Annotated in this window: 27 protein-coding genes and 1 riboswitch; of the genes, 14 read left to right on the top strand and 13 right to left on the bottom strand. The window is 75.5% G+C overall.

What is annotated here, in order from left to right:
• The first annotated feature begins 27 nt into the window (after positions 1 to 27).
• A riboswitch (ZMP/ZTP riboswitch) is annotated at positions 28 to 116 on the top strand.
• Positions 117 to 130: 14 nt separating this feature from the next.
• Together ACFQH9_RS13940 and ACFQH9_RS13935 are read left to right on the top strand one after the other, a co-directional pair.
• Positions 131 to 997: a bifunctional 5,10-methylenetetrahydrofolate dehydrogenase/5,10-methenyltetrahydrofolate cyclohydrolase gene (locus ACFQH9_RS13940; RefSeq protein ID WP_379566470.1), complete on the top strand. Its 867-nt coding sequence runs from the start codon at positions 131 to 133 to the stop codon at positions 995 to 997.
• Positions 998 to 1,055: 58 nt separating this feature from the next.
• A complete protein-coding gene (locus ACFQH9_RS13935; RefSeq protein WP_379566469.1) occupies positions 1,056 to 2,933 on the top strand; it encodes an ABC transporter ATP-binding protein in 1,878 nt (625 codons plus the stop codon).
• A 161-nt stretch (positions 2,934 to 3,094) separates the two neighbouring features.
• Here ACFQH9_RS13935 and ACFQH9_RS13930 read toward each other — a convergent pair whose 3' ends face one another.
• Positions 3,095 to 3,607, bottom strand: coding sequence for a bifunctional nuclease family protein (locus ACFQH9_RS13930; protein ID WP_379566467.1), 513 nt, complete (start codon positions 3,605 to 3,607; stop codon positions 3,095 to 3,097).
• A 96-nt stretch (positions 3,608 to 3,703) separates the two neighbouring features.
• Here ACFQH9_RS13930 and ACFQH9_RS13925 point away from each other — a divergent pair, with 96 nt between their 5' ends.
• The 4 genes from ACFQH9_RS13925 (at position 3,704) to ACFQH9_RS13910 (ending at position 7,370) form a co-directional block, all read left to right on the top strand.
• On the top strand, positions 3,704 to 4,828 hold the full coding sequence (locus ACFQH9_RS13925; protein WP_379566466.1) for a DUF2332 family protein: 1,125 nt from the start codon (positions 3,704 to 3,706) through the stop codon (positions 4,826 to 4,828).
• 89 nt (positions 4,829 to 4,917) lie between these two features.
• Positions 4,918 to 6,204 carry an MFS transporter gene (locus tag ACFQH9_RS13920; RefSeq protein ID WP_379566464.1) on the top strand — a complete coding sequence of 429 codons (1,287 nt, stop codon included), beginning with the start codon at positions 4,918 to 4,920 and terminating at the stop codon, positions 6,202 to 6,204.
• 313 nt (positions 6,205 to 6,517) lie between these two features.
• Complete coding sequence (locus ACFQH9_RS13915) at positions 6,518 to 6,793, top strand: hypothetical protein (RefSeq protein ID WP_379566463.1); 276 nt, start codon at positions 6,518 to 6,520, stop codon at positions 6,791 to 6,793.
• Between the two features lie 76 nt (positions 6,794 to 6,869).
• The gene (locus tag ACFQH9_RS13910) at positions 6,870 to 7,370 is read left to right on the top strand and encodes an inorganic diphosphatase (RefSeq protein ID WP_379566462.1); all 501 of its coding nucleotides are present in this window, start codon (positions 6,870 to 6,872) and stop codon (positions 7,368 to 7,370) included.
• Positions 7,371 to 7,485: 115 nt separating this feature from the next.
• On the opposite strand, the gene ACFQH9_RS13905 is transcribed toward ACFQH9_RS13910, so the two are convergent.
• The 3 genes from ACFQH9_RS13905 to ACFQH9_RS13895 are packed head-to-tail and all read right to left on the bottom strand — an operon-like array spanning position 7,486 to position 10,460.
• Positions 7,486 to 8,481: a Gfo/Idh/MocA family protein gene (locus ACFQH9_RS13905; RefSeq protein WP_379566461.1), complete on the bottom strand. Its 996-nt coding sequence runs from the start codon at positions 8,479 to 8,481 to the stop codon at positions 7,486 to 7,488.
• Entirely contained in the window at positions 8,478 to 9,944 is a 1,467-nt protein-coding gene (locus tag ACFQH9_RS13900; protein ID WP_379566460.1) for a peptide MFS transporter, read from the bottom strand. The genes ACFQH9_RS13905 and ACFQH9_RS13900 overlap by 4 nt, the downstream gene beginning before the upstream one ends.
• A 54-nt stretch (positions 9,945 to 9,998) precedes the next feature.
• Positions 9,999 to 10,460, bottom strand: a complete 462-nt coding sequence (locus ACFQH9_RS13895; RefSeq protein ID WP_379566459.1) for a MarR family winged helix-turn-helix transcriptional regulator — start codon at positions 10,458 to 10,460, stop codon at positions 9,999 to 10,001.
• 81 nt (positions 10,461 to 10,541) lie between these two features.
• On the opposite strand from ACFQH9_RS13895, the gene ACFQH9_RS13890 reads away from it, so the two are divergent.
• The gene (locus ACFQH9_RS13890) at positions 10,542 to 11,225 is read left to right on the top strand and encodes a DUF4386 domain-containing protein (protein ID WP_379566458.1); all 684 of its coding nucleotides are present in this window, start codon (positions 10,542 to 10,544) and stop codon (positions 11,223 to 11,225) included.
• Positions 11,222 to 12,040, top strand: a complete 819-nt coding sequence (locus ACFQH9_RS13885; RefSeq protein WP_379566457.1) for an LLM class flavin-dependent oxidoreductase — start codon at positions 11,222 to 11,224, stop codon at positions 12,038 to 12,040. The genes ACFQH9_RS13890 and ACFQH9_RS13885 overlap by 4 nt, the downstream gene beginning before the upstream one ends.
• On the opposite strand, the gene thpR is transcribed toward ACFQH9_RS13885, so the two are convergent.
• Positions 12,027 to 12,575, bottom strand: coding sequence for an RNA 2',3'-cyclic phosphodiesterase (thpR, locus tag ACFQH9_RS13880; protein ID WP_379566456.1), 549 nt, complete (start codon positions 12,573 to 12,575; stop codon positions 12,027 to 12,029). The two genes, ACFQH9_RS13885 and thpR, sit on opposite strands and share 14 nt — an antisense overlap.
• 140 nt (positions 12,576 to 12,715) lie before the next feature.
• On the opposite strand from thpR, the gene ACFQH9_RS13875 reads away from it, so the two are divergent.
• Positions 12,716 to 13,534: an MOSC domain-containing protein gene (locus tag ACFQH9_RS13875; RefSeq protein WP_379566455.1), complete on the top strand. Its 819-nt coding sequence runs from the start codon at positions 12,716 to 12,718 to the stop codon at positions 13,532 to 13,534.
• Positions 13,535 to 13,634: 100 nt separating this feature from the next.
• Entirely contained in the window at positions 13,635 to 15,302 is a 1,668-nt protein-coding gene (locus tag ACFQH9_RS13870; protein WP_379566454.1) for a sulfatase, read from the top strand.
• Here ACFQH9_RS13870 and ACFQH9_RS13865 read toward each other — a convergent pair.
• The gene (locus ACFQH9_RS13865; protein WP_379566453.1) at positions 15,295 to 16,083 is read right to left on the bottom strand and encodes a class I SAM-dependent methyltransferase; all 789 of its coding nucleotides are present in this window, start codon (positions 16,081 to 16,083) and stop codon (positions 15,295 to 15,297) included. The genes ACFQH9_RS13870 and ACFQH9_RS13865 overlap by 8 nt on opposite strands.
• A gap of 68 nt (positions 16,084 to 16,151) precedes the next feature.
• Here ACFQH9_RS13865 and ACFQH9_RS13860 point away from each other — a divergent pair, with 68 nt between their 5' ends.
• Positions 16,152 to 16,889: a CDP-alcohol phosphatidyltransferase family protein gene (locus ACFQH9_RS13860; protein WP_379566452.1), complete on the top strand. Its 738-nt coding sequence runs from the start codon at positions 16,152 to 16,154 to the stop codon at positions 16,887 to 16,889.
• Here ACFQH9_RS13860 and ACFQH9_RS13855 read toward each other — a convergent pair.
• Entirely contained in the window at positions 16,886 to 17,896 is a 1,011-nt protein-coding gene (locus ACFQH9_RS13855; protein ID WP_379566451.1) for a phosphotransferase family protein, read from the bottom strand. The two genes, ACFQH9_RS13860 and ACFQH9_RS13855, sit on opposite strands and share 4 nt — an antisense overlap.
• A 117-nt stretch (positions 17,897 to 18,013) precedes the next feature.
• On the opposite strand from ACFQH9_RS13855, the gene ACFQH9_RS13850 reads away from it, so the two are divergent.
• Together ACFQH9_RS13850 and ACFQH9_RS13845 are read left to right on the top strand one after the other, a co-directional pair.
• The gene (locus tag ACFQH9_RS13850) at positions 18,014 to 18,580 is read left to right on the top strand and encodes a TetR/AcrR family transcriptional regulator (protein WP_379566450.1); all 567 of its coding nucleotides are present in this window, start codon (positions 18,014 to 18,016) and stop codon (positions 18,578 to 18,580) included.
• Between the two features lie 329 nt (positions 18,581 to 18,909).
• Positions 18,910 to 19,614 (top strand): type 1 glutamine amidotransferase, encoded by a 705-nt coding sequence (locus ACFQH9_RS13845; RefSeq protein ID WP_379566449.1) that lies wholly within the window; start codon positions 18,910 to 18,912, stop codon positions 19,612 to 19,614.
• 150 nt (positions 19,615 to 19,764) lie between these two features.
• On the opposite strand, the gene ACFQH9_RS13840 is transcribed toward ACFQH9_RS13845, so the two are convergent.
• The 6 genes from ACFQH9_RS13840 to ACFQH9_RS13815 form a co-directional block, all read right to left on the bottom strand.
• The gene (locus ACFQH9_RS13840; RefSeq protein WP_379566589.1) at positions 19,765 to 21,036 is read right to left on the bottom strand and encodes a cytochrome P450; all 1,272 of its coding nucleotides are present in this window, start codon (positions 21,034 to 21,036) and stop codon (positions 19,765 to 19,767) included.
• A gap of 302 nt (positions 21,037 to 21,338) precedes the next feature.
• On the bottom strand, positions 21,339 to 22,133 hold the full coding sequence (locus tag ACFQH9_RS13835) for a putative hydro-lyase (RefSeq protein WP_379566448.1): 795 nt from the start codon (positions 22,131 to 22,133) through the stop codon (positions 21,339 to 21,341).
• A gap of 43 nt (positions 22,134 to 22,176) precedes the next feature.
• A complete protein-coding gene (locus tag ACFQH9_RS13830) occupies positions 22,177 to 23,025 on the bottom strand; it encodes a 5-oxoprolinase subunit C family protein (protein ID WP_379566447.1) in 849 nt (282 codons plus the stop codon).
• Positions 23,022 to 23,636, bottom strand: coding sequence for a 5-oxoprolinase subunit B family protein (locus ACFQH9_RS13825; protein ID WP_379566446.1), 615 nt, complete (start codon positions 23,634 to 23,636; stop codon positions 23,022 to 23,024). Before ACFQH9_RS13825 ends, ACFQH9_RS13830 begins: the two co-directional genes overlap by 4 nt.
• A complete protein-coding gene (locus ACFQH9_RS13820; RefSeq protein WP_379566445.1) occupies positions 23,633 to 24,391 on the bottom strand; it encodes a LamB/YcsF family protein in 759 nt (252 codons plus the stop codon). The genes ACFQH9_RS13825 and ACFQH9_RS13820 overlap by 4 nt, the downstream gene beginning before the upstream one ends.
• A 25-nt stretch (positions 24,392 to 24,416) precedes the next feature.
• A complete protein-coding gene (locus ACFQH9_RS13815) occupies positions 24,417 to 25,580 on the bottom strand; it encodes an NRAMP family divalent metal transporter (protein ID WP_379566588.1) in 1,164 nt (387 codons plus the stop codon).
• A 302-nt stretch (positions 25,581 to 25,882) separates the two neighbouring features.
• Between ACFQH9_RS13815 and ACFQH9_RS13810 the strand changes: the two genes are divergently transcribed.
• Entirely contained in the window at positions 25,883 to 26,587 is a 705-nt protein-coding gene (locus ACFQH9_RS13810; protein ID WP_379566444.1) for a GntR family transcriptional regulator, read from the top strand.
• The last annotated feature ends 49 nt before the right edge of the window (positions 26,588 to 26,636 follow it).

The following is a 26,636-nucleotide window of genomic DNA, read 5'->3' as shown; positions in this document are numbered from 1 at the left end:
GCGGTCGGAGCGCGCGTGGAAGAATCGTGCCCAACGCGCGACTGGCGGCATACCGAGGATGGCAACGACCATCGGGGAGCTGACGTCCGCGGGGGTCGACCGCCTGGGCCCCCGCGTCACGAGGGAACCCATGACCGCACGACTGCTACCCGGCAAGCCCGTCGCCGAGCGGGTCCTGGCCGACGTGACCGCCCGGGCCGACGCCCTGCGCGCCCGCGGCGTCACCCCCAGCCTGGCCACGATCCTGGTCGGCGACGACGACGCCTCCGCCGGCTACATCCGGATCAAGCAGAAGCAGGCCGCCGAGCTGGGCATCGACTCGCCGCACACGCACCTGCCGCAGGACACCACGCAGGAGCAGCTGGTCCACACGATCCGCGGCTACAACGACGACCCCGCGGTGCACGGCCTGCTCATCCAGTACCCGGTGCCCGGTCACCTCGACTACGACGCCGCGCTGGCCGAGATGGACCCGGACAAGGACGTCGACGGCATGCACCCGATGAACATGGGGCGCCTCGCCGTCGGCCTGCCCGGCCCGCTGCCCTGTACGCCCGCGGGGATCGAGGAGCTGCTGGCCTTCCACGAGATCCCGGTCGCCGGCCGCGAGGTCGTGATCCTCGGCCGCGGCGCCACGCTCGGCCGCCCGCTGGCGATGCTGCTCGCGCAGAAGCGGCCGACCGCCAACGCCGCGGTCACCGTGGTGCACACCGGCGTGCCGGACTGGGACCGGTACACCAGGCGCGCGGAGATCCTGATCGCCGCCGCCGGGGTGCCGGGGATCATCCGGCCCGAGCACGTGAAGCCCGGTGCGACGGTGATCGGCGGCGGGGTGCGGTACTCCGGGAAGAAGCTGCTCCCGGACGTCGACGAGTCCTGCGCCGAGGTCGCCGGCGCGATCACCCCGCGGGTCGGCGGGGTCGGCCCCACCACGGTCGCGATGCTCTTCCGCAACGTCGTCGCCGCCGCCGAGAAGGCGACGGCGGAGAAGGGCTGAGCGACCGGGACCCATGAGCGCTTGACCTCGAGTTCGCTTCAGGTTCTACCGTCGCCGCATGGACGTGAACACCTGGAGCGCTCTGCGCACCGCCTCCCGGGAGCGGGAGGAGACGCGGGCGCCGGTGCCCGTCACGCTGCGCCGGATCGCGGGGTTCGCCCGCCCCCACGAGCGGCGGATCACCGCGTTCGTGCTGCTCAGCGTGGCCGGGGCGGTGCTGACCGTCGTCACGCCGCTGCTGGCCGGCCGGGTCGTCGACGCGATCGACGCCCGGGCGGGGCTCGGGGTCGTCGGCGGGCTGGCCGGGCTCATCGCCGCGGTCGCGGTCGCCGAGGCCGCGCTGGGCCTGCTCACCCGCTGGTTCTCCGCGACCATCGGCGAGGGGCTGATCCTGCAGCTGCGCACCGCGGTGTTCGACCACGTGCAGCGCATGCCGGTCGCCTTCTTCACCCGCACTCGCACCGGCGCGCTGGTCAGCCGGCTGAACAACGACGTAATGGGCGCGCAGCGGGCCTTCAGCGACACCCTGTCCGGGGTGGTCGGCAATGTCGTGACGCTGGTGCTCACGCTCGTCGTGATGTTGACCATCTCGTGGCAGGTCACGCTGCTCGCGCTCGTCCTGCTGCCGGTGTTCGTGGTGCCGGCGCGGCGCATGGGGTCGCGGCTGGCGCGGCTGCAGCGCGAGGCCGCCGACCACAACGCCGCCATGAGCACCCAGATGACCGAGCGGTTCTCCGCGCCCGGCGCGACGCTCGTCAAACTGTTCGGCCGACCCGCGGAGGAGTCGGCGGAGTTCGCCGCGCGGGCCGGGCGGGTCCGCGACATCGGGGTGCGCTCGGCGATGGTGCAGTGGGTCTTCGTGACGGCGTTGACGCTGGTCTCCGCCCTGGCGCTCGCGCTGGTCTACGGCGTCGGCGGCGGCCTGGCGCTGGGCGGGATGCTCGCACCGGGTGCCGTCGTGTCCCTCGCGATGCTGCTGACCAGGCTGTACGCGCCGCTGACCGCGCTGGCCGGGGCCCGGGTGGAGGCGATGGGCGCGGTCGTCAGCTTCGAGCGGGTGTTCGAGGTGCTGGACCTGGAGCCGGCGATCCAGGACCCGGCGGAGCCGCGGGCACTGCCGGCGGGGCCGCTCGACGTGCGGTTCTCCCACGTCGACTTCGCCTACCCGGCCGCCGCGCGGGTGTCGCTGGCCTCGCTCGAGGAGGTCGCGACGCTGGACGCCCGCGGCGGCGACACCGTGCTGCACGACGTCTCGTTCACGGTCCCGGCCGGGACGCTGACCGCGCTGGTCGGCAGCTCCGGCGCCGGCAAGTCGACGATCGCGCAGCTGCTCGCCCGGCTCTACGACGTCGACGCCGGCGCGGTCTTGGTCGGCGGCGTCGACGTCCGGGACCTGCGGGCCGCGGACCTGCACGGTGACGTCGGGTTCGTGACCCAGGACGGTCACCTCTTCCACGACACGATCCGCGCGAACCTGCTGCTCGCGGCGCCCGGGGCGAGCGAGCAGGAGCTGTGGGCGGCGCTGCGCCGGGCCCGGCTCGGCGCGCTGGTCGCGGCACTGCCCGACGGGCTGGACACCGTCGTCGGCGAGCGGGGCTACCGCCTCTCCGGCGGGGAACGGCAGCGGCTCACGATCGCGCGGCTGCTGCTGGCGAAGCCGCGGATCGTGGTGCTCGACGAGGCGACCGCCAGCCTCGACTCCACCTCCGAGGCGGCGGTGCAGGCCGCGCTGGCCGAGGCGCTCGACGGGCGGACGGCGCTGGTGATCGCGCACCGGCTCTCCACGGTGCGCGACGCCGACCAGATCCTCGTCGTGGAGCAGGGCCGGATCGTGGAGCGCGGCACGCACGAGCAGCTCCTGGCCCGGTCGGGCCGCTACGCGGAGCTCTACCGCACCCAGTTCGACGAGCCCGAGCCCGCCGAGACCGCCGCCTGATCCCCTCGCGGTCCGGAAGGTCGACGCGCCGGAAGGTGCTGCTTCCCCCGCATCATGGATCCGTCACGCGCGCCGCCCGCCACTCCCCGGCGCGTCGTGGTTCCGTACTGCGCGGGGGACGGACCACGACGTGCGTCGCCCACCGTCGGTGGACGCTGCACTCAGCGCCGGAAGTCGTCCGGCGTGACGTCGTCGAGGAACTCGCGGAACTCGCGCAGCTGCTCGGCGGGCGGGGCGTCCGTGCCGTCCGGGAACACCTCCGAGGTGTCCTGCCCGACCTCGTCCAGGATGGCGTCGGCGACCCCGATCGCCAGCCCCTCGCGCACGGCGACGGCCAGCGCGTCGCTCGGCCGGACCTTCACCCGCACCTCGGCCGCGGCCTCGTCGCGCAGCACGAGATCCGCCGAGTAGACGCCCTCGACCAGGTCGGTGATCTCGGCGCCGGTGAGCCGGGCGCCGAGCGCTCCGACGAGCGGGACCAGGACGTCCTGCACGAGGGCGGTCTCGGCGGCGGCCGGGTCGCCGCCGAGACGCGGACCCACCGCGATCACCTCGGCCTGCTGCGGGCGCAGGAAGATCGGCAGGCAGCGCTTCCCGTCGATCTCACCGAGCACCAGCACCGGCTGCCGGCTCCGCGCGTGGACGACCAACCGCAGCACCTGCATCGGACGCATCCCGTCAGTGTGCTGGACCACACCCACACCTCCCGTCTCAGATCGAGACTGCGGCGCCCCGCTAACGGTGGGCCCGCGCCCGGCGAGCCCGGACGCGTGACGGATCGCGCCGCCCAGGTCGCCGCCCAGGCCAGAGCGGTCGCCGACGCCTGGTCCGCGCCCGGCGCCCCGCCGAGCTGGTGGCTCACCGCCGCCCTGCTCCGCGGGATCGCCGACGACGAGGTGCTGCGCGGGATCGCCGCCGACCTGCCGCCCGACCGCCAGCCCGCCCTGCTGCTGTCCGCCGCCGTCCGCCGCCTCGCGGCCGAGCGGGACGGCGCGCTCGCCCGCTACTTCCCGGTGCCCGGGGGCGGGCAGCCCGCCCAGGACGCCGGCTTCGCGCCCGCGCTCGCCGCCTTCGCCCGCGCCGAGCGGGCGGAGCTCGCCCGGCTGTGCGCGGGGCACCGCTACCAGATGACCGAGGTCGCGCGGTGCCTCGACGTGCTGCCGGTCCTGGCCGCGGTCGCCGCGGACGATCCCCGCCCGCTCGCGCTGGTCGACCTCGGCACCGGCGCGGGGCTGGGTCTGCGCCCCGACCGCTACGCCTACCGCTACCGGCTGCCCGACGGCCGGGAGGTGCGCTGCGGGGACGGTCCCCTCGAGCTGTCCTGCGAGGTCCGCGGGGCCACGCCGCCGGTCCCGCCGGACCCGCCGGCGATCGCCGCGCGCGTCGGCGTGGACGCCGAGCCGCACGACCTCGCCGATCCGGCCACCCGGGCCTGGCTCGCCGCCTGCGTGCCCCCCGAGGCCGGCGCGGTGGAGCGGTTCGCCGCAGCGACCGGGCTCGCGCTCGCCGAGCCGGCGCCGATCGTGCGCGGCGACGTCGTCGACGCGCTGGCCGGGGCCGTCGCGGGCCTGCCGCCGGACGCCCTCGTCTGCCTCGTGGACACCTACGTGCACGTCTTCCTCGGGCCGGAGCGGCTGGCCGCGTTCGACGCCGCGCTGGTCGCGCTCGGCCGGGACGTCGAGTGGATCTCGGTCGACCCGCTGGTCCCGCTGGGCCCCGAGGCGCACACGACCGTCCAGGGCCTCGACGTGCCGGGGCACTGGATCGCGGAGAACCGCGAGGGCGGGGTGTTCGGCGTGATCGGGCGGGTCTCGGTGCGCGACGGCGAGCGGCGCGGGACGGTGCTCGGCCGGGCCCACCCGAGCGCGGCCTGGCTGGAGTGGCTCCCGGACTGACGCCCGACCGCCGCCCCGGCCGGAACGGCTCCCGGGCCGGCCCCCGGCCGGGTTACGGTGCCGGGGTGCGGGGACGAGGGCGTCGCGCGGTGCCAGGGTGGGCCGCCCTGTGGATCGTGGTCTTCGCCGTCGCCTACGGCACCAACGTCCCCACCCCGCTGCTGCTGCACTACCGCGCGACGCTCGGGTTCTCCCCGACCGCGCTGACCGCCGCGTTCGGGGTGTACGCCGCCGGTCTCGTGCCGGCCCTGCTGCTCGCCGGGCCGCTGTCGGACGCGACCGGCCGGCGCCGGGTCGTCGTCCCCTTCGTGGCCCTCGCGCTGGTCACCACCCTGGCCTTCCTCGCCGTGCCCGCCGTGCCGTGGGTGCTGTTCGCGGGGCGCTTCCTGCAGGGCGCGGTGTCCGGCGTGGTGTTCAGCGTGGGCACCGCCTGGCTCGGTGAGCTGATGGCCACCGCCGGCGACGGCGGGGCACGGGCCGCCCGGCTGACCGCCGTGGCCCTCGGCGGCGGTTGGGCGCTCGGCCCGCTGGTGTCCGGGCTGCTCGGGCAGTGGGCGCACGCGCCCGCGGTGCTGCCCTACCTCGTGCACGCCGGCCTGATGCTGCCCGCGCTCGCACTGCTCCCGCGGGTCCCGGAGACGCTCCCCCCGGAGCGCCGACGGAGCGGCGGCCCGCTGGTGAACCTCGGCGTGCCGCGTGGGTCCGGCCGGGCGTTCGGGCTGGTGGTGACGCCCATCGCGATCGGAGTGTTCGCCTTTGCCGCGACCGCGGTCAACGTGCTGCCCCTGGAGCTGGAGCCGGTGATGCCCGGGATCGGCGTGGCCGTCACCGGGCTGGTGGCGGGGCTGACCATGGGCACCGGCGTGGTCGTCCAACCGCTCGTCCGGCACCTGGGCACGACCTGGGCCGGCGCGATCGCGCTCACGCTCGGCGCCGCCGGCACCGCACTCGGGCTGCTGGCCGACGTCAGCGGGGCGTGGCCGCTCGTCCTGCCCGTCTCGGTGCTGCTCGGCCTGGCCTACGGGATCTGTTTGGCGACCGGCCTCACGCTGGTCGCGCTGCTGGCCGACCCGGTCGCCCGCGGCGCCCTCACCGGCACCTTCTACGCCTGCTCCTACCTGGGCTTCTTCGTGCCGCTGCTGCTCGCGGCGGTGGGCGGCGGGCGGAGCTTCGTGCCGGGTCTCGCCGGGCTGGCGGTGGTGTCCGCTCCGGCCGCCGCCTGGCTCGCGAGCCCGGCCGCGCGGGCGCTCGTGAGGCCGAAGCCGGAACCGGGGCTCACCCCGTCGCCGCCCACTGCGCCGGGTCCTCCCGCGCCGCAAGGGCCCGCCGCGCCGCGCTCGGCGGCTCCTCCGCCACCCGGGCGAACGCCCGGCTGAACGCCGCCTCGGACCGGTAGCGGGTGGCGGCGTGGCCCCCTCCGTCCTCGTCGGTTTGACGACGATCGGGACCGCGCTGCCCGCTGACCGCCGCGCTCGACCGGTCCGCGGCGGACGGCGGCGCCCGGAAGCGCTGCGAGCGGCCGTGGAACCCGCGCACACCGTGCGGACGCTGCTCACGGTGGCGGCGGCCGTACTGCTCGTGGTGTGACCGAGCGGGGGATGGCCCGGGGCGGGCGGAGGGGGCAGAGTGGGTTCCCGGTCCGCTTCCCCCGGGCCCCGTCCTTGTTCGGCACGACCCTCGGGGGAACCGGTGCATCCGTACGAGCGCCGCCGCCACGCCGCCCTGCGCGCGGACCAGGAGATCATCGGCCGCGCCGCGGCCTGGCTGCGGCACGACGCCGTCCACGCCCAGTACGCCGGGCTCACGCATCCGGAGTACGCCTTCGGCCTCGCCTCGCTGCTCGACGAGATCGCCCTCCGGGCCGGCGACGACGAGCACCTGCGCACCCACGCGGTCCGGGTCTGCCGGACCATGCTCGGCGACCGGATGGACATGCCCACCACCCGCCGCACCCGCCGCCGGTGACCGCCCGGCGCAGGAGCGGCGACGAGCGCCCGTCGTGCCCGCGGGTCGCGGCGCCGGACGCGGGTACGCCGGTGCCATGACTGATCGGGTCGACGTCGTCGTCGAGATCCCGCGGGGCTCCCGCAACAAGTACGAGTTCGACGAGACCACAGGGGCCATGCGGTTCGACCGGCGCCTCCCCGGCTCGTTCGCGTTCCCCGCGGACTACGGGTTCGTGCCCGGGGCGCTGGGCTCGGACGACGAGCCGCTCGATGCGCTGGTGCTCATGGTGGAGCCGACGTTCCCCGGCGTGCGGGTGAGCTGCCGGCTCATCGGGGTGTTCTGGCTGCGGATCGGGGAGCGCCGGGAAGCGAAGCTGGTGTGCGTACCGGAGGGCGAACCGGCCTACGACGGCGTCGACGACGTGGACGAGCTGAGCCGCCACCAGCGTGAGGAGCTGGGCAACTTCTTCGACATCTACCGCAGCCTGGACCCCGACAGCGAGGCGACGAGCGAGGGCTCGGAGGGCGCCAGGACCGCAACACGAGTGCTGGCCGAGGCCCGGGAGCGCGCGGCCGGACAGCCCGCGCAGGGGTGAGGCCCACCCCTAGGCTTCCCCGCAGGCCCGATCCGCAGGTGCCATCGGGGGCGGGCGCGGGGCTCTGCACGGGCGACCGAGTTGTCCACAGGTCCGTCCACACCTGTGGATCGAACTACTGTTCGAGGTCGGCGGGTCCCTCGGCGACGGCCATCCCGAGCTGGTCGGCGACCTGGCCCATGACGTCCTGCACCGCCACCGTGTCGGTCAGCGGCATCACGGCGCTCTCCGCCCGGCCCGCCGCGACGCACTCGGTGACCTCGGCGATCTCGTGCGAGTAGCCGCCACCGGTCGGCGGGAGGTCGAGCTCCTCCGGCTCGTGGCCGTTGCGGAACACGAGCAGGCGGGAGGGGTGGTGGAAGCGCGGCGGCACCTCGATCCAGCCGCCCGTGCCGACCACCCGCGCCATGCCCGGGGACTGGCAGCGCAGCGAGGCGAACAGCGTCGCGCTGCGGCCCTCGGGGTAGCCGAGCAGGATCGCCTCCTCGACGTCGACGCCCTCCTCCACCATGTGGCCGTGCACGGTGACCGACTCGGGGTTGCCGAGCACCATCTGTGCGAACGAGATCGGGTAGACGGACAGGTCGAACAGGGCGCCACCGCCGAGTGCGGGGTTGTAGAAGCGGTCCTCGGGACTGTTGGGCTGCAGGGCGCCGAGGTCGGCCTGGACCGCCATGACGTCGCCGATCGCGCCCTCGGCGATCAGCTCCCGCATCCGCACGATCGCGGGCTGGAAGCGCGTCCACATCGCCTCCATCACGAACGCGCCCCGCTCCGCCGCGAGCGCCGCGATCTCCCGGGTGGCCTCCGGCGTCACGGTGAACGCCTTCTCGACCATGAGCGCCTTGCCCGCCCGGAGGCCGGCGAGGGCCACCGCGCGGTGCAACGGGTGCGGGGTCGCGATGTAGAGGACGTCCACCTCGGGGTCCTCGACGATGCCGCGGTAGGAGTCGTGCACCGTGCCCGCGCCGACGTCGGCGGCGAACGCCTCCGCCCGCTCCTTCGACCGCGACGCGACCGCGACGACCTCGGCGTCGGGCACGTGGACGAAGTCCGCCGCCACCTTCCGCGCGATGCGTCCCGGCCCGACGATTCCCCAGCGGACGGTCACCTGACCCCCTCCATGAGCCGCTTCAGCAGCGGCGTCGACAGCGCGACGAGCAGCCCGATCACGATCGCGACGGCCCCGAGCACCCCGAAGTACACCCGTTCGGAGTCCTCGCTGTAGAAGCCTGCCAGGGCCCCCGACAGCGCCGAGCCCAGCGCCACCGACAGGAAGAACAGCCCCACCATCTGAGCCCGGAACGCCTCCGGCGCGAGCTTCGTCGACACCGACAGCCCGACCGGCGAGATCAGCAGCTCGGCGATCGTGAACACGAACAGGATGCCGATCAGGCCGAGCAGCGGCGCGCTGTTCGGGCCGCCGCCCGCCATCGGCAGGAACAGCAGGAAGGCCACGCCCATGATCGCCGCACCCAGCCCGAACTTCACCGGGGTCGAGGGCTGGCGCGGGCCGAGCTTCGTCCACAGGGCGGCGAACGCGCCCGAGAGCACGATGATGAAGATCGGGTTGATCGACTGGACCCAGGCGACCGGGAAGTCCCAGCCGAACAGGTTCCGGTCCAGCCGCTGGTCGGAGTAGATCGTGACCACGGTGAACTGCTGCTGGTAGAGCGACCAGAAGGCCGCGCTGGCGATCCACAGCGGGATGAACGCGAGCACCCGGTGCCGCTCGACGGGGGTCACCCGCCGGCTGCCGAGCATGAGGGCGAAGTAACCGACGGCCGCCGCGGACGTCACCACGATCACGGCGAGGTCGAGCCGGTCGGCGCTCAGCACGCCGGTGAGAGCCAGCACGAGGACCACGACGGCGGCCAGGGCCGCGACCACGATCGCGCGGCGCCGCTCCCCGCCGCCCAGCGGCGACGGGACCTCGTGCGCCTTCGGCGGCAGGTTCTTGCGCCGGATCGCGTACTGGATCAGCCCCGCGGCCATGCCGACGGCGGCGAGGCCGAAGCCGAAGTGGAAGCCCGCGGTGGACTGCAGCAGCCCGGTGAGCAGCGGCCCGACCAGCGCACCGAGGTTGATGCCCAGGTAGAACAGCGAGAACCCGGCGTCGCGCCGCTCGTCGTCGGGGGCGTAGAGGGTGCCGACGAGGCTGGTGGCGTTGCCCTTCACCCCGCCGCTGCCGAGCGCGACCAGCACCAGGCCGACGCCCACGCCGGCCAGGCCCGGGATCACCGCGAGCGCGACGTGCCCGGCCATGACCACGATCGCGGCGTAGAAGAGGGTCCGCTCCGCGCCCAGCACCCGGTCGGCGAGCCAGGTGCCGACGATCGTCGACAGGTAGACCAGCCCGCCGTACGCCCCGACGATGCCGGCGGCCGTCGCCTCCGGCATCCCCAGGCCGCCCTGCTCGGCGGTGTAGTACAGGTAGATCAGCAGGATGCCCTGCATGCCGTAGAAGGAGAACCTCTCCCACATCTCCACCCCGAACAGGGCGGACAGCAGGGACGGCTGACCGAAGAAGCCGCGATCGGCGCGCTCCCGGGTCAGCTGGGGTGCATCGCTCATGCCGGACACCCTTTCACCGCAGGTCGTGGGACGTCGCGCCGGAGCGGGAACAGGTCAGAGCCTCCGGTAACCCGGGTGGACGCCGGGGGTGAGGCCGTGCGCCTCGGCCAGGCGGGCGAGCAGGGCGCGGAGCCGGGCCCGGTCGGCGTCCGGGAGCGGGCCGCAGATCGCGTCGTCGTGCGCCCGGCCGACCTCGGCGATCCGCCCCAGCAGGGCCTCCCCGGCCTCGGTGAGGTGCAGGGCGTGCAGGCGCCGGTCGTCCGGGTTGCGCCGCCGCTCCACCAGGCCGCGCTCGTCGAGCCCGTCGACCAGTGCGACGAGCCGGCTGGGCGGCGTGCCGAGCAGGCGGGCGAGGGCCTGCTGCGACCGGCCCGGCTCGGCGGCGATCGCCCGGAGCAGCCCGGTCTGCGGCGGGGTGAGCTCCAGCTCGGCGATCCGCTCGGCGAACCGCCCCGCGGCATAGGCACCCAGCTGGGCCAGCAGGAACGCGGAACCGGGGCCGCTCGGGTCGATCACGGGAGGACCGTATCCCTTGACAAACCGTATACACAAGTGAACGATTCTCTCCCGTAACGGATCACAGGGGGAACGATGACCATGACCGCCACCCGGACCGCACGCACCCGCCCCGACCGTCAGGGCGGGCCTCCACTCCTCGTGCCCGCGCTCGCCTTCGCCGGGCTCATCGTGGCCGGGGCCGTGCTCGGCTCGTCGGGCCCGCGGCCCGGCACCGGCGCGGAGGCGACGCTCGCCTGGACCGCCGCCCACGGCACCCTGCTGTCGGTCGGCGCCGCCCTGCTGCTCGGGTCGGCGTTCCCGCTGGTCGTCTACGCCGCCACGGCCGTGCGGCGGCTGCAGCGGCTCGGCGTCTCCGCGCCCGGCCCGCTCATGGGCTTCGCCGGCGCCGTGCTGGCCGCGGGCTCGCTCGGCGTCAGCGCGCTGGTCGGGTGGGTCGCCGCGCAGACCGCCGGCCTGGGGGACGCCGCGCTGGCCCGCGCCCTGGTCCGGCTCTGGTTCGCGACGGGCGGGATCGGCTTCGCGGCGCCGCTCGGCCTGCTGCTGCTCGGCCTGGGGGTGCCGGCGCTGATCCGCCGGCTCGTGCCGCGCTGGCTCGCGTGGGCCGCCCTGGTGATCGGCGGCCTCGCCGTGCTCAGCACGTTCGCGCTGGTCACGGATGCCCTCTACCCGCTCATCCCGGTCGGCCGATTCGGCGGCGTCCTCGTGCTCCTCGCGTTCGCCGTGGCCCTGCCGGCGACCCGGAACGCGGAGCCGGCCCGATGAACCGGCCGTTCCGCTTCGGGGTCGTCGCGGCGCCGCAGGGGCCGGGCGACGCGTGGACCGCCCGCGCCCGCCGGGTCGCCGACCTCGGCTACTCGACCCTGCTCGCCCCGGACAACCTGCACCTGCACGCGCCGCTGCCCGCGCTGGCCGCCGCCGCCACGGCCGTGCCCGGCCTGCGGGTCTGCCCGTTCGTGCTGGCCGGGCCGCTGCGCCCGGCCCGCGCCACGGCGTGGGAGGCGCACACCATGACCGCGCTGACCGGCGGCCGGTTCGACCTGGGCCTCGGCACCGGCCGCCCGGCCGCGCGCGCCGAGGCCGAGGCGCTCGGCATGCCCTGGGGCACCGCGGCCGAGCGGCTCGAGCAGGTCCGGGCCGCGATCGCCGCGCTGCGCGAGCTCGACGGGGACCCGCACACCCCGGTGCTGATGGCGGCGTCCGGCCCGAGGGCGCTCGGGCTGGCGGCCGAGGTGGCCGACATCGTCACGCTGGCGGCGCAGCCCACCACCCCGCGCGCCGAGGTCCGGCGCATGGCCGCGGACCTGCGGGCGCGCCCCGGCGGCCGCGAGCTCGAGATCGCGATGAACGTCTTCGTGGTGGGCGACGAGATCCCGGACTGGGCGGTCCGGTGGGCCGGCCCCGGCGCGGCGGAGGCGCTGCGCGACCCGGACACCCTGGTCGTGCTGCGCGGCACGCCGGACGAGATGGCCACCGAGCTCGAACGCCGCCGGAAGGAGCTGGGCGTGAGCTACCTCGCCGTGAGCGAGCCGTTCGCGGAGGCCCTGGCGCCGGTGGTGGAGCGGCTCACCGGCCGCTGAGGTCGCCGGCGAGCGGCCAGGTCGCCAGGTCGTCGTACTGCGGCCCCGGGCGGCTGCGGACCAGGTGCAGCGTGTCCGCCCGCCACGGCCGGCCGGTGAACCCGGCGAGCGCCCGTACCGCCTGGGCGAGCCCGCTCACGCCGCCCCGCCCGCGGGCCAGCGTGAGGTGCGCCCGGAAGGCGCGGTCCTCGAGGGCGACGCCGGCGTCGCGCACGGCCGCGGCGACCTCGCCCGCGAGCGCGCCGAGCCCGCGGGTGTCGCCCGCGAGCCCGGTCCACAGCACCCGTTCGCCGAACCGGCCGGCGCCGGAGAGCGCGAGCCCGAGGGGTGCGGCCCGCGCGGCGACGGCGGACAGGCCCGCCCGCACCCCGTCGAGGGTCGCCTCGTCGACCTCGCCGAGGAAGGCGAGGGTCAGGTGCCACTGCTCCGGACGGGTCCACCGCGCGCCCCGGTGGTCCCGGCGCACGGCCGCCACCGCGGCGGCCAGCTCCTCGACGGCCTCCGGCGGCGGGACGACGGCCACGAACGCACGCACGGCAGCGATCCTGCCCGGTGCCGGTCCCCGGCGTCGTCCGCACGGCGGGCGGTCTCGGGCGACGGGTTCCGTCCGAACGGCGCTCTCGTGCACTGCCGAGTGCCGTTCGTGGAGTGTGGCGGCCGATTAGGCTCGACCGGGTGACGCTCGTCGTGAGCCGGCTGGCCCGGTACCCCGTGAAGTCCTGCCGCGGCGCCACGGTCACCGAGGCGCGCGTGGAGCCCTGGGGGCTCGCGGGCGACCGCCGGTGGATGGTCACCGAACCCGACGGCACGTTCGTCACCGCCCGGGCGCTGCCCCGGCTCCTGCTGGTCCGCCCCGAGCCCGACGCGGACGGCCTGGTCCTGCACGGCCCGGGGGTCGCGCCGCTGCCCGTACCGGTGCCCGAGGGCGGCCCGCTGGTCGACGTCGTCGTGTGGCGGGACCGGGTGAAGGCCACCTACGCCGGCGACGCGGCGGCCGCGTGGCTCACCGAGCTCCTCGGCCGGCCGCTGCAGCTCGTGCACCTCGACGACCCGCGCCGCCGGCCCGTCGACCCGGACTTCGGCGCCGCGGGCGACACCGTGTCCTTCGCCGACGGCTTCCCGCTGCTGCTCACCACGGACGGCTCGCTCGCGGCGCTGAACGAGCTGATCGCGGCCGGGCCGAACGCGGGCGAGGCCCCGGTGCCGATGATCCGGTTCCGGCCCGGCGTCGTCGTCGCCGGATCGGCACCGTGGGCGGAGGACGGCTGGACCGCGCTGCGGATCGGCGGGGCCCGGTTCCGCGCGGTGAAGCCCAGCGGCCGCTGCGTGGTCACCACCCTCGACCCGGACACCGCCGAGAAGGGCCGCGAGCCGCTGGCCACGCTGGCCCGGCACCGGCGGATCGGCGGGAAGGCCGTGTTCGGGACGAACCTCGTGCCGGACACCCCCGGCGTCGTGATCCGCGTGGGGGACGAGGTCGAGCCGCTCGGGTGACCGGCGCCGCAGCCGGTGAACCGCGGCGGGCCCGGCGCCGTGTCTCCTCGTGCCGGTGCCCGCACGGGCACCGGTGCACCACGCCGAGGAGTTCCGCCCCATGACCACGACCACCCCGTCGGGGACCGCGCCGACGACCGCGTCCGGCGATCGCCGGCGCCGAGCCCGGCGGATCGGGTCGGTGCTGCTCACGGCGCTCGCGGCGGTGCTGGTGCTGGGCGCGCTCACCGCGCCGGCGGAGGTGGTGCAGCTCGAGCCGCTCGCCTTCCTCCGGTTGCCGGTCGAGGGCCTGGCCGGTGCCGCGCTGCTGCTCCTGCTGCGCGGGCGGGCCCGCCGGGTCGTGGCGCTCGCCGCTGGGGCGCTGCTGGGTGTGCTGCTCCTGCTGCGGATCACCGACCTGGGCTTCCGCTCCGTGCTGGTGCGGCCCTTCGATCCCGTGCTCGACGGCGCACTGCTCGGCAACGCCGTCGACTTCCTGGACGAGTCGTTCGGCCGGGCGGGCGGGATCGCGGCCCTGGTCGGCGCCGGGCTGCTCGTCGTCGCGGTGCCGGTGCTCACCGCGCTGGCGGTACGCCGGCTGGCCGGGCTCCTCGGCGAGCGCCGACGGGCGAGCGCCCGCGTCGTCGGGGTGCTCACCGCGGCCTGGGTGGTGTGCGCGGTGCTCGGGGCCACGCTCGTGCCACCCGTCCCGTTCGCCTCGCGCAGCGCCGCCTCCCTGGCCTGGGCCACGGCGAAGCAGGTCCCGGTCAGCCTCGCCGACGAGCGCGAGTTCGACCGGCAGGCCGCCGTCGACGCCTTCCGCGACACCCCGCCCGACCAGCTGCTCACCGCGCTGAAGGGCAAGGACGTCGTCGTCGCCTACGTGGAGAGCTACGGGCGCAGCACCGTCGAGGACCCGCAGTACGCGGCCGGGGTGGGGGCGACCCTGGCGCAGGGCGACCGGGACCTCGCGGCCGCCGGCTTCGGCTCGCGCAGCGGCTGGCTCACCTCGCCGATCGCGGGCGGCGGCAGCTGGCTCGCGCACGCGACCTTCCTGTCCGGGCTGTGGATCGACAACCAGCAGCGCTACCGCAGCCTCACCTCCAGCGACCGGCTCACCCTGACGAAGGCCTTCCAGCGCGCGGACTGGCGCACGGCCGACGTCATGCCCGGGACCAGCGCGGCCTGGCCGGAGGGTGCCTTCTACGGCGTCGACCAGCACTACGACGTCCACGCCCTGGGCTACCGCGGGCTGAACTACAGCTGGTCACCGATGCCGGACCAGTTCGCGCTCTCGAAGTTCCAGCAGCTCGAGTACGGCGTGCCCGGCCGCGGACCGCTGATGAGCGAGGTCACGCTGACCTCCAGTCACGTGCCGTGGACGCCGGTGCCGACGATGCGGGACTGGAACTCGCTGGGCGACGGCGGCGTGTACGACGAGGAGGTCCGCGCCGCCGACCCGCCGGACGTCGTGTGGAGCGACCCGGCCCGGGTGCGCGACAGCTACCGGCGCACGATCCAGTACTCGCTCGAGGCCCTGACCTCGTGGGTGACGCACTACGCCGACGACAACCTCGTGCTGATCGTGCTCGGCGACCACCAGGCCGCCCCGATCATCACCGGCGGCAGCCCGAACCACGACGTCCCGATCTCGGTGGTCACCAAGGACCGGGCCGTGCTCGACGAGGTCGCCGGCTGGCAGTGGCAGCCGGGGCTGAAGCCCGCGCCGGACGCCCCGGTCTGGCGGATGGACGCCTTCCGCGACCGGTTCCTCGACACGTTCAGGTAGCGGGGAGCGCCAGGAGGTCGACGTGCCCGACCTCCGCCCGCAGCGCGCCCGCCGCGAGCGCGGCGAGCCGGCGCCGCAGGTAGGGGCCCGCGTCCGCGGCGAGCCCGGGCTCCTGCTCGCACGCGGCGGCGATCCAGCCGCGCAACCACTCCTCGGTCAGCTCCGGATGCCCGGGACCCAGCCGCCACGGGCTCGGCCCGGTCGTCACCTCGGCCCCGAGCACACGGAACGCCTCGGCCGCCACCGCCCCGGCGTCGGGTCCGAGCAACCGGCGGCCCGCGACGACCCGGCGCTGGTGGGCGTCGAACGCGGCGGCGAGGTCGCCGTCGAGGGGCTCGGCCGGGTCGAGGCGGGCCCCGCCCGTCACGGACAGGGTGAACAGGGCCGCGGCGCCGGCGTCGACGCAGAGCCGGGCGAGCTGCGCCACCTCCTCCGCGGTGAGCAGGTCGAGCAGCGCCGAGCAGGTCACGAGCGAGGTGCCCGCGAGGTCGGTGAGCTCGCTCAGCTCCCCCTCGACCGGCTCGCCGGGTACGGACGCGGCGGCGAGGGCCAGCAGCCGGGGGTCGCGGTCGTGCAGGTACCAGCGTTGCGGGCGGGGCAGCCGCGGGGCGAGCCAGCGGCCCATCGAGCCGCTGCCGCACCCGAGGTCCCGGACCACGAGCGGCGGCTCCAGGCGGGCCGCGACCAGGGCGGCGAGGTCGGCGGCCCGGGCCTCGGCGTCGGCCGGCTCGCGCAACGCGAGCCAATCCGGTTCACACACCGGCGATCCCGGGGTACTCATCCTCGCGTCCCACTCCATCCGCGCCCTCCCCGGTTGAACCGCCGGCCTCACCCGTCCGTGTAGGAAGTGTGTACCTGCAGAGCCCCCTGACGACCTCCCCCGGCACGACGCTCCCGCTCGAGCGGCAGCAGGCCGCGGCGGCCGGCGCCCAGCTCGTGCTGCTCACCGCGCTCACGGTCGCGACCGGCCTGGGCCTCGCCGGGTGGCTGGCCGGCGCCGCCTACGCGTTCGGGCTGCACGGGCTGCTGGGCGGGGCGGCCCGTCGCGCCCGGGCGGAGACCCTGGGCCCCGCGGACCTGGTCACGCTCGGTCGCGCCGTGCTCATCGGCGGGGTCACGGCCCTGGTCGTGCACGGGTTCGCGGCGGGGGTGACGCCGGTGGTCCCGCTCGTCGGGCTGGCCGCGGTCGCCCTGTCCCTCGACTTCGTCGACGGGCGGGTGGCCCGGCGCACCGGCACCGCGAGCGCGCTGGGGGCACGCTTCGACATGGAGACGGACGCCTTCCTGCTCCTTGTGCTCAGCGTGCAGGTCGCCGCCGTCACCGGACCGTGGGTGCTGGCCATCGGCGGGATGCGGTACGCGTTCGTCGCCGCGGGGAAGCTGCTGCCGTGGCTGACCGGCAGCCTCCCGGCCCGGTTCTCCGCGAAGGTCGTGGCCGCGGCACAGGGGATCGTGCTCGTGGTGGCCGCGGCGGGGATCCTGCCGGTGGCCGCCGCCGTCGTGCTCGTGGCGGCGGCCCTGGCGGCGCTGCTGTGGTCCTTCGGCCGCGACACCCTGCTGCTGTACCGGCGGCGGGCCGCGCGCTAGCTGCCCAGGGCCCGCAGGCCGGCCGCGGCCAGGGGCTCGACCGCGCCGCCGACCGTCTCGAAGCCCTCGCCGAGGGTCTTGCCCGCCACGAACCGGGCGTGGATGCCCTCGGCGATCACCGCGGCCTTGAAGTAGCCGAGGGCCAGGTAGAACGGCCAGTCGCCGACGTCGCGGCCCGAGGTCTTCGCGTAGCGGCCCACCAGTTCCTCGGCCCGGGGCATCCGGGTCGAGGTGGCCGCCGCGCCGCCCGCGAGCACCGGGTCGAAGGCCGGGTCGGAGTAGGCGATGTGCAGGCCGAGGTCCGAGAGCGGGTCGCCGAGCGTGGACATCTCCCAGTCGACGAGGGCGCGCACCTCGGTGACGTCCATGGGTCCGAGGATCGCGTTGTCGATGCGGAAGTCGCCGTGCACGATCGACGCGCCGGACTCCTCCGGGGTGATCGCCGCGAGCCGCTCGTGCAGGGTCTCGACGTCGGGCAACGGGCGGGTCTGCACCCGCGTCCACTGGTCGTACCAGCGCCGGACCTGCCGGCCGAGGTAGCCCTGCGGCTTCCCGAACCGCTCCAGCCCGACCGACGCCGGGTCCACCGCGTGCAGCGCGGCCAGGGCGTCGATGAGCGCGAAGGCGCAGTCGTGCACCTCGCCGTCCGTGAGCGCGGCGAGCTCGTCGCCGGTGCGGATGACCCGCCCGTCCACGAACTCCACGACCGCGAACGGCGCCCCGATCACCGAGTCGTCCTCGCACTGCACGATCGGCCGCGCGACCGGCACGCCGTGCCCGTACAGCGCCGCGACCACGGTGTACTCGCGCTTCATGTCGTGCGCCGACGGCGTGAGCCCGCCCAGCGGCGGCCGGCGCAGCACCCAGGTCTGCGTGCCGTCGGTGAGCCGGTAGGTGAGGTTCGAGCGGCCGCCGTGCAGCAGCTCGGCGGTCAGCGGGCCGGTACCCGGGACGTGCTCGTCGACGTACGCCTGCAGCTTCGGCAGGTCGAGTCCCTGCACGGCCACGGTGCCTCCCTCGGTCGTCGGCTGCCTCGTCGGCTAACGAGTGCTAGCCCCATCGCAGCACATCACAGGGGTACTGTCACGGTCACGGCTATCACTCGTTAGCCGGGAGGGGGTGGCATGGGCACGGCGAGTGCCATCCGCGTGGCCGCGCTCGAGCTGTTCGCCGCCCGCGGCTACGAGGGCACCACGATGGCCGACATCGGCGCGGCGGTGGGCATCCGCGGGCCGAGCCTCTACAAGCACGTCGCGTCGAAGCAGGATCTGCTGGTCGAGCTGATGACCGCCACGATGGACGGGCTGCTGGAGCTGCACCGGGCCGCCGTGGCCGGGACGGACGACCCGGTCGAGCGGCTGCGCCGGGCCGTCGACGCGCACGTCCGCTTCCACGCACGGCACCGGCTCGAGGCGTTCGTCGGCGCGAGCGAGATGCGCAGCCTGGCCGAGCCGCACCGCGGGACGGTGCTCGGCAAGCGGGCCGAGTACGAGCGCTCCTTCCGCCGCCTGGTGGAGGAGGGGGTCGCGGCCGGCCGGTTCCGCGTGCCCTCCGTCCGGCTCGCCTCCTACGCGATCCTCGACCTCGGCATGGGCCTCGCCACCTGGTACCGCGAGGAGGGCGAGCTCAGCGAGAACGAGGTCGTGTGGCAACAGACGGAGTTCGCGTTGCGGTTGGTGGGGGCGGAGTAGGCCGGGCCGCGCACCCGAGCGTGCACGGGCACACCCGGCGGGGCCTGGTCCACCCGTTCCCGCGCGGACACCCCCCGGCCGGGCCTGGCGCACCCGCTCCGGTGGCGCGGCACACCGATCAGCTCGCCCCACACCCGGTCGACGGCCTGCGGGACGACTGATCGGGTGTGCGGCCGTCAGGAACGAGGGCGGTACCGGTGAAGGGCCGAGCGGGAGGCGTCGGCGGTACCCGTGAGGGGTCCGCCGGCCCTCGGAACATGCCCCGATCCACTCGATTCCCAGAACCCCGGGGTGGACGGGCACCGTGGAGGACGGGTAGCCACGGAGGCATGCCGAGAGCACTCGTCGTCGTCCACGAGACCGATCCCGGCCGGCAGCGCCGGATCCCGGGGACCGTGCTGCCGGCCCTGGCCGAGCACGGCGTCGAGACCGAGATCGCGACCTTCCTCGGCGGCGGGCAGGTCCCGGACCCGGCCGACCGCGACCTGGTCGTGGTGATGGGCTCGGCCCACGCCGCGTACGACGACTCCCTGCCCTGGCTCGCACTCGAGCTCGCCTTCCTGCGCCGGGCCGTGGAGGTCGGTACGCCGGTGCTCGGCATCTGCTTCGGCGGACAGGCACTCGCGCGGACCCTGGGCGGGACCGTGGGCCGGGCTCCCGAGCCGGAGCGCGGCTTCGTCGACCTGGACACCCTCCGCCCGGACGTGCTCCCGGCGGCGCGGTGGATGGAGTTCCACTACGACGCGTTCACCCTGCCGCCCGGGGCGGAGGAGCTGTCGCGCAACGCCGTGGCCCTGCAGGCCTTCGCCGTCGGGCCCCACCTGGGCCTGCAGTTCCACCCCGAGATCACCCCGGACGTCTTCGCCGCCTGGTTCGAGGCGCGGCCCCCCGACGTCCGCGCCGCCGTCGCCGCCGAGGTGGACCTCGACGCGGTGCGCGCCGAGCTCACCTCACGGGCGGACGAGCTGGCCGACGCCTGCCGCGCCCTCATCGCCGGCTTCCTCGCCCGGGCGGACCTCGCCGCCGCCGCGTGAGGCGGGTCGCGCGGCGGCGAGGGAGACGGCGTGCGTGACGCCGGAGAGCCCGGCCGCAGGAGGAGTGGTGCGGTGCGGCCGTCGTCGACCTCCGTCCTCGGGGCTCCCGGGGATCGCTGGCACGGCCCACCCCCGTGAGGCATCCGCGGATCAGCGCACGTGCACCGGCAGCTTCTCCAGGCCGTAGACGATCGAGGCGTCCCGGAACTCCAGCTCCTCGACGGGGACCGCGAGGCGCAGGTCGGGGAAGCGGCGGAACAGGGCCGGGTAGGCGGCGCGCAGCTCCATCCGGGCCAGCTCGGCGCCGATGCAGCGGTGGATGCCGTGCCCGAAGGCGTAGTGCGAGGTCGGGGCGCGGTGCGGGTCGAAGCTCTCCAGCAGCTCGCCGTCGCGGTCCGCGGAGAGCAGCGAGCAGATCACCGCGTCGCCCTCCTTGACCGCGACCCCGCCGATCTCGACGTCCCGCGTGGCGAACCGGGGGAAGGCCACCTGCACCACCGTCAGGTAGCGCAGCAGCTCCTCGACGATCGGGCCGGCCGCGGCGTCGTCCTCGCGCACCAGCCGGGCGGCCTCGCGGTCCTCGACCAGGGCGAGGGTGCCGAGCGCGAGCATGCTGGCCGTGGTCTCGAACCCGCCGGTCAGCACGCCGTCGGCCAGGCCGGCGAGCTCCTCGTCGTCGACCCGGTCGCCGTGCTCCCGCACGATCATGCCGAGCAGGCCGTCCGTGGGGGCGTCGCGCTGCTTCTTGACCTGCTCGCGCAGGAAGACCAGCGAGTCCGAGATCGCACCGAGCGAGGCGCTGGCCCCGCCGAGCAGGTCGAACCGCGCGGTCGCGACCTCCTGGAAGGCCTCGCGCTCGGCGTACGGCACCCCGAGCAGCTCGCAGATCACGAGCGACGGGATCGGGAGCGCGAACTCCTCGACCAGGTCGACGGGGCCCGGGGCGGCCGCCATCCGGTCGAGGCACTCCCCCACGATCTCCTCGATCCGCGGGGTGAGGCGGGCGAGCCGGCGCATCGTGAACTCCGGCGTGAGCAGCTTGCGCAGCCGGGTGTGCACGGGCGGGTCGGAGAAGCCGAGGCCGCCGGGGTTCTCGCTCTCGACCATCCCGACCTGCGCCGCGAGGTGGTTGAAGTCGCTGGAGTAGGTGTCGACGGAGCCCAGGACGGACCGGACCTCGTCCCGCCCCGTGACCAGCCAGACGTCGATCTTCAGCGGCAGGTCCAGCCGGCTGACGGGCGACAGGGCGCGGGTCTCGGCCAGGGCGGGCAGCGGGTCCAGTCCGGACCGCCGCAGCGGCATCAGCGCGTGGTCGGGCAGCAGGGACCCCAGGTCGAGGCCCTTCTTGTTCATGCGGGCCAGCTGACGGCGGACGAACCAGGTGGCCAGGCGTGCTCGGAGGTTGGGCACGAGGGCGACCATAGCGGGCACTGATGAACATCCGATGCAAGTGCCGCTACGACGCTGAGACACCCCTGAGACGGCATTCGGGGGAGCGTGGTCCCGGTCACGGGTACCGGGACCACGCCCTGCCGCCCAGCGCCCGTGCCGACCCCCCGGCGGTCGCCCGCCGGCACGGAGCGGTGCTGGTACGGCTGTACCAGAACCTACCTGGCACACCGTGGTGGACAAAGCCCTGCCGCGCCCGGGTGGTGCCCCTGCCGGGCGAGGCGGCGGACCGTGCGGGGGTGGAGCGTGACCTCCTACCTGGACCAGATCTGCCGTCAGCCCGCCCCGACGAGCGGCTCGGGGCCGACCAGGTAGTCCGCGTCCCGGGCGTCCGTGATCAGCATGTGGCCCGGGGCGTGCGCGATCGCCAGCGACGGCCGGGACTCGACGACCGCGGCCTGCGGGGTGACCCCGCAGCCCCAGAACACCGGGACCTCGCCCTCCCGGACGGTCACGGCGTCGCCGTAGTCCGGCGCGGCCAGGTCGGCGATGCCCAGCTCGGCCGGGTCGCCGACGTGCACGGGCGCGCCGTGCACGGACGGGTAGCGCGCGGTCACCGCGACGGCGGTCTCCACCAGGTGCTCGGGGACCGGGCGCATCGAGACGACCATCGGGCCGCCGAGCGCGCCGGCGCCGCGGCACCGCCGGGTCGTCCGGTACATCGGGACGTTGCGGCCCTCCTCGACGTGCCGGACCGGGACCCCGGCGGCCAGCAGTGCCCGCTCGAAGGTGAAGCTGCAGCCCACGAGGAAGGCGACGAGGTCGTCCCGCCAGAACTCGCGGGCGTCGGGCGTCTCGGCGATCTGCACGCCGTCCCGGTAGATGCGGTACAGCGGGATGTCCGTGCGGACGTCGCCGTCGAGGATCGGGCCGCCGAACTCACCGGGCTCCAGGACGTCGAGCACCGGGCAGGGCTGGGGGTTCCGCTGGGCGAACAGCAGGAAGTCCCAGGCCAGCTCCCGCGGGAGGGCGATGAGGTTGGCCTGCGTGTAGCCCGGGCACCAGCCGGCGGTGGGGGTGACGAGGCCGGCGCGGAACCGGGCGCGGGCCTCGGCGGGCGAGTCGATCATGCGTTCTCCCTGCTCGGACCTGGTGGGTGGCGAGGTCGCGCACTCACAGGCGGATGCGGACGGGTTGGCCGGGGCGGACCTGGGCGGCGCGGTCGACGTCGGCGTCGCGCAACACCGCGATCACCGGGTAGCCCCCGGTCACGGGATGGTCGGCGAGGAAGACGACGGGTTCCCCGCCCGGCGGCAGCTGGATCGCGCCGCGGGTCAGGCCCTCGCTGGGCAGCGAGCCGGCGCCCCCGGCGACCTCGAGCGTCGCGCCCTCCAGCCGCATCCCCACCCGGTCGGTGCGGCCGGAGGCGACCCAGCGCGCGGTGGCCAGCGCGTCGGGGTCGACCGCGTGCTCGGCGTGCGGGCCGCGGACCGCGCGCAGCGTGACGCGTCCCGCGGGCGGGGGTGCGACGGGCGCGACGTCGATCTCCGGCCAGGCCGCCGGTTCCGGGCCGACCGGCAGCTCGGCGCCCTTCTCCAGCGGCTCGGGCCCGATGCCGGAGAGGACGTCCGTGCTGCGCGAGCCGAGCACGGGCGGCACGGCGATGCCGCCGCGCACGCACAGGTAGGTCCGCAACCCGGCGGACGGCGGGCCGAGCCGCAGCTCCTGTCCCCGCCGGAGCCGGACGACGGCGTTGTGGCCCACCGGCCGCCCGTCGACCGTCGCGGGGGCGGGTGCGCCGGTCAGTGCGACGAGCAGGTCCCGCCCGGCCCGGGCGGCGAACCCGCCGAGCAGGATCTCGATCCCGGCGGCGCCCTCGTCGTCGTTGGCGAGGAGGCGGTTGCCGAGGCAGAGCGAGGCGCGATCGGCCGCCCCGGACCGGCCGACGCCCATCGCGGCCAGCCCCGGCCGGCCCAGGTCCTCGACCAGGGCCTGCGGGCCGACCTGCAGGACCTCGATCACGACACCTCCACGAACCGGACCTCCGCGCCCGGCTGCAGCAGCGCGGGCGGGTCGCGGTCGAGGTCCCACAGCGGCGCGTCCGTGCGGCCGATCAGCTGCCACCCGCCGGGCGACGACCGCGGGTAGACCCCGCTGAACTCTCCGGCCAGCCCGACGGACCCGGCCGGGACCTTGGTGCGGGCCTCCTCCCGGCGCGACACCTGCAGCCGCGGATCGCCGCCGGACAGGTACGCGAAGCCGGGCGCGAAGCCGCCGAACGCCACCCGCCACGGGGTCCCGGTGTGCGCCGCGACGATCCCGGCCCGGTCCAGGCCCGTCAGCCGGGCGACGTCGTCGAGGTCCGGGCCGTCGTAGACCACCGGGATCTCGACGGTCCCGGCCGGTGGGCCCGCTTCGGCAGGCCGGACCTCGAGCGCGTCCACGGCCGCGCGCAGCCGGCCGAGGTCGGCGCGCGGCTCGGCGACCAGCAGCACGGTCCGCGCCGCGGGCACGACGTCGAGCACCCCGGGCAGCCCGGCCGCGCGGCAGGCGTCGGCCAGCGCCACGACCTCGGCGATCTCCCCCTCCGGATCCAGGAGCAGCGCGGCGTCGCCGTAGGGCAGGACCCTCACACGAACCCCTTCAGCTCCACGCCGGCCTTCTCCAGCCCCGCGCGCACCGCGGTGGCCATGGCCACCGCGCCCGGGGAGTCGCCGTGCACGCAGGCGGACTCCGCGGTCACCGGCACGTCCGAGCCGTCGACCGCGCGGACCACGCCCTCGTCGAGCATCCGCAGCAGGCGCGCGGTGACCTCGTCGGGATCGTGCAGGACGGCGCCCTCCTCGCGGCGGGAGACGAGCGCGCCCTCGGGCGTGTACCCGCGGTCGACGAAGAACTCCGGCACCCCGCGCAGCCCCGCCTCGTCCGCGGCGCGCAACAGCTCGGAGCCGGGCAGGCCGAGGATCGGCAGCGCCGCGTCGTACTCGGCGACCGCGGCCACCACGGCCCGCGCCTGCTCCCGGTGGTGCACGGTGGCGTTGTAGAGCGCCCCGTGCGGTTTGACGTACCGGACGGTGGTCCCGGCCACCCGGCACATCGCCTCCAGCCCGCCGATCTGGAAGAGCACGTCCGCGGTGAGGTCCGCGGGCGGCACGTCGATGAACCGCCGGCCGAAGCCCGCGAGGTCCCGGTAGGCCACCTGCGCCCCGACGACCACCCCGTTCGCCGCGGCGCCCGCCACGGTCCGGCGCAACGTCGACGGGTCACCGGCGTGGAAGCCGCACGCCACGTTCGCGCTGGTCACCAGCCCGAGCATGGCCTCGTCGTCGCCGAGCTCCCAGCGGCCGAAGGACTCGCCGAGATCGGAGTTGAGGTCGAACACCGTCATGACGGCACCTCCGCGGGGAGAAGGGTCACGCGAACAGGCTGCCCACCGCGGCCAGCGAGGACCAGCCGAGGTAGAGCGCGATCAGCCAGGCGAGGACGCCGACGCCGAGCAGCCAGCGCGGGTAGCGGTAGCCGCCGAGCAGGTCGCGGCGCCGCCACGCCACCCACAGGACCACCGTGAAGCCGATCGGCAGGATCAGGCCGTTGAAGGCGCCGGCGAACACCAGCAGCGTGACGGGCGCGGTGCCGATCAGCAGGTAGACCACCGCGCTCAGCGCGATGAAGGCGATGGTCAGGAGGGTGCGGGTGCGCGGCGAGGTCCGGTCGGTGGTGAGGAAGGAGACGGACGTGTAGGCCGCGCCGATCACCGAGGTGATGGCGGCCGCCCAGAGGATCACGCCGAACAGCCGCAGCCCGACCTGGCCGGCCGCGGCCTGGAACGCGCTCGCCGCCGGGTTGTCCTTCGCCAGCGCGACCCCGCCCGCGACCACGCCGAGCACCGCCAGGAACAGCACCACCCGCATCACGCCGGTGACCACGATGCCGAGCACCGAACTGCGGGTGATCGGCTTGACGTTCTCCGGCCCGGTCACGCCGGACTCCAGCATCCGGTGCGCGCCCGCGTAGGTGATGTAGCCGCCGACGGTGCCGCCGATCAACGTGGTGATCGACAGGAAGTCGACGGTGTCCGGGAGCACGAAGCTGCGCAGCGCCTCGCCGAGCGGGGGCTGGGACACGATCGCGACGTACGCCGTCATGCCGATCATCAGGACGCCGAGCAGCACGACGATCCGGTCCAGCGCGACCCCGGCCCGCTTGCTCAGGAAGATCGCGATCGCGATCACGGCCGAGATCGCGCCGCCGATCTTCGCGTCCAGCCCCAGCATCGCGTTCAGGCCCAGCCCGGTGCCGCCGACGTTGCCGATGTTGAAGACGAACCCGCCGATCAGCACCAGCGCGGCCAGCACCCACCCGACGCCGGGGGCGACCCGGTTGCCCAGGTCCTGGGCCCGGCGGCCGGAGACCCCGACGACCCGCCAGACGTTCAGCTGGACGGCGACGTCGATGAGGATCGACACGAGGATCGCGAAGGCGAAGGCCGCGCCGAGCTGGACGGTGAAGGTCGTGGTCTGCGTGATGAAACCGGGACCGATGGCACTGGTGGCCATCAGGAACATCGCGCCGAGCAGCGCGCCCCGGCCGCCCTTCGCGAGGGCGGTGGCGGGACCCGAGGCCGACGCGGGGCGCCCGCCCTCGGGTCGGCCGGCCCCCGGCCCGCCGACCGGTCGGTCCGGATCGACGTCTCTCGCCGCCGGGTCGGCGCTGCGTGCCCTGCCCTGTCCCTTGCCGCCGTTCGCGCTCACGTGCCCTCCTGCCGGGCCATGACCGGGCGGACACCCGGTCGCGTCGAATGGTGAGCGTATGGATTGCTCAACAATCCAGCAAGAGGAAGCCGGGACACGGAAACACGATGGTCACGTAGGCTCCGTCCGTGACGATCGCGGATCCGGCCGGCGCGGCCCTCGCCTCGCTCGCCGGGGCGCGGGCCCTCGTCGCCCGCACGTCGACGGCCGAACGGGTGGCCGACGCCGTGCGGAACGAGGTGGTCGAGGGCCGGTTGCGCCCTGGTGGCCGGTTACCCGAGCAGGCGCTCTCCCATGCGCTCGGCGTCTCGCGGAACACGGTGCGCGAGGCGCTGTCCCAGCTGGTCGCCGAGCGGGTGCTGGTCCGCGAGCCGAACCGCGGCGTGTTCGTCGCCGTGCCCGACGCGGACGCGGTCCGGGACGTCTACCGCGCCCGGCTGCTCATCGAGCCGGCCGCCGTCCGGGAGGGCGAGCGCGCGGAGGACCCGGAGGCCGTCGGGCGGCTGCGCGCGGCCGTGCAGGAGGGCCGCGCGGCCGCTGCGCGCGACGACTGGCCCGGGGTCGCGGGCGCCAACCAGCACTTCCACCGCGCCCTCGTCGGCCTCGCCGGCAGCGAGCGCCTGGACCAGCAGATGGCGCTGCTGCTCGCGGAGATGCGGCTGGTGTTCCACCGGATGACCGGGGTGCGCGAGTTCCACGAGCCCTACCTCGACGGCAACGACGCCATCACCCGGCTCGTCGAGTCCGGGGAGCGGGAGCGGGCGGCCGCGGAGGTGGCGAGCTACCTGCGCACGGCCGAGGCGCAGATCCTGGCGGCCTTCGCCGGGCTGTGACCGCCCCCATCCCGGGCGGCGCTCACATTCCGTGGAGCGCCGGCCTGCG

The sequence above is a fragment of the Pseudonocardia lutea genome, assembly GCF_042658055.1.
GTDB lineage: Bacteria > Actinomycetota > Actinomycetes > Mycobacteriales > Pseudonocardiaceae > Pseudonocardia > Pseudonocardia lutea.
The sequence above is the reverse complement of the archived record's forward strand: the minus strand, read 5'-3'. Positions and strand labels throughout refer to the sequence as shown.

Coding starts and splice junctions, on each gene's coding strand:
- ACFQH9_RS13940 (WP_379566470.1), top strand. CDS start 131: ATGACCGCACGACTGCTACCCGGCAAGCCCGTCGCCGAGCGGGTCCTG.
- ACFQH9_RS13935 (WP_379566469.1), top strand. CDS start 1,056: ATGGACGTGAACACCTGGAGCGCTCTGCGCACCGCCTCCCGGGAGCGG.
- ACFQH9_RS13930 (WP_379566467.1), bottom strand. CDS start 3,607: ATGCGTCCGATGCAGGTGCTGCGGTTGGTCGTCCACGCGCGGAGCCGG.
- ACFQH9_RS13910 (WP_379566462.1), top strand. CDS start 6,870: ATGACTGATCGGGTCGACGTCGTCGTCGAGATCCCGCGGGGCTCCCGC.
- ACFQH9_RS13900 (WP_379566460.1), bottom strand. CDS start 9,944: ATGAGCGATGCACCCCAGCTGACCCGGGAGCGCGCCGATCGCGGCTTC.
- ACFQH9_RS13890 (WP_379566458.1), top strand. CDS start 10,542: ATGACCGCCACCCGGACCGCACGCACCCGCCCCGACCGTCAGGGCGGG.
- ACFQH9_RS13885 (WP_379566457.1), top strand. CDS start 11,222: ATGAACCGGCCGTTCCGCTTCGGGGTCGTCGCGGCGCCGCAGGGGCCG.
- ACFQH9_RS13870 (WP_379566454.1), top strand. CDS start 13,635: ATGACCACGACCACCCCGTCGGGGACCGCGCCGACGACCGCGTCCGGC.
- ACFQH9_RS13865 (WP_379566453.1), bottom strand. CDS start 16,083: ATGAGTACCCCGGGATCGCCGGTGTGTGAACCGGATTGGCTCGCGTTG.
- ACFQH9_RS13850 (WP_379566450.1), top strand. CDS start 18,014: ATGGGCACGGCGAGTGCCATCCGCGTGGCCGCGCTCGAGCTGTTCGCC.
- ACFQH9_RS13845 (WP_379566449.1), top strand. CDS start 18,910: ATGCCGAGAGCACTCGTCGTCGTCCACGAGACCGATCCCGGCCGGCAG.
- ACFQH9_RS13840 (WP_379566589.1), bottom strand. CDS start 21,036: ATGGTCGCCCTCGTGCCCAACCTCCGAGCACGCCTGGCCACCTGGTTC.
- ACFQH9_RS13835 (WP_379566448.1), bottom strand. CDS start 22,133: ATGATCGACTCGCCCGCCGAGGCCCGCGCCCGGTTCCGCGCCGGCCTC.
- ACFQH9_RS13820 (WP_379566445.1), bottom strand. CDS start 24,391: ATGACGGTGTTCGACCTCAACTCCGATCTCGGCGAGTCCTTCGGCCGC.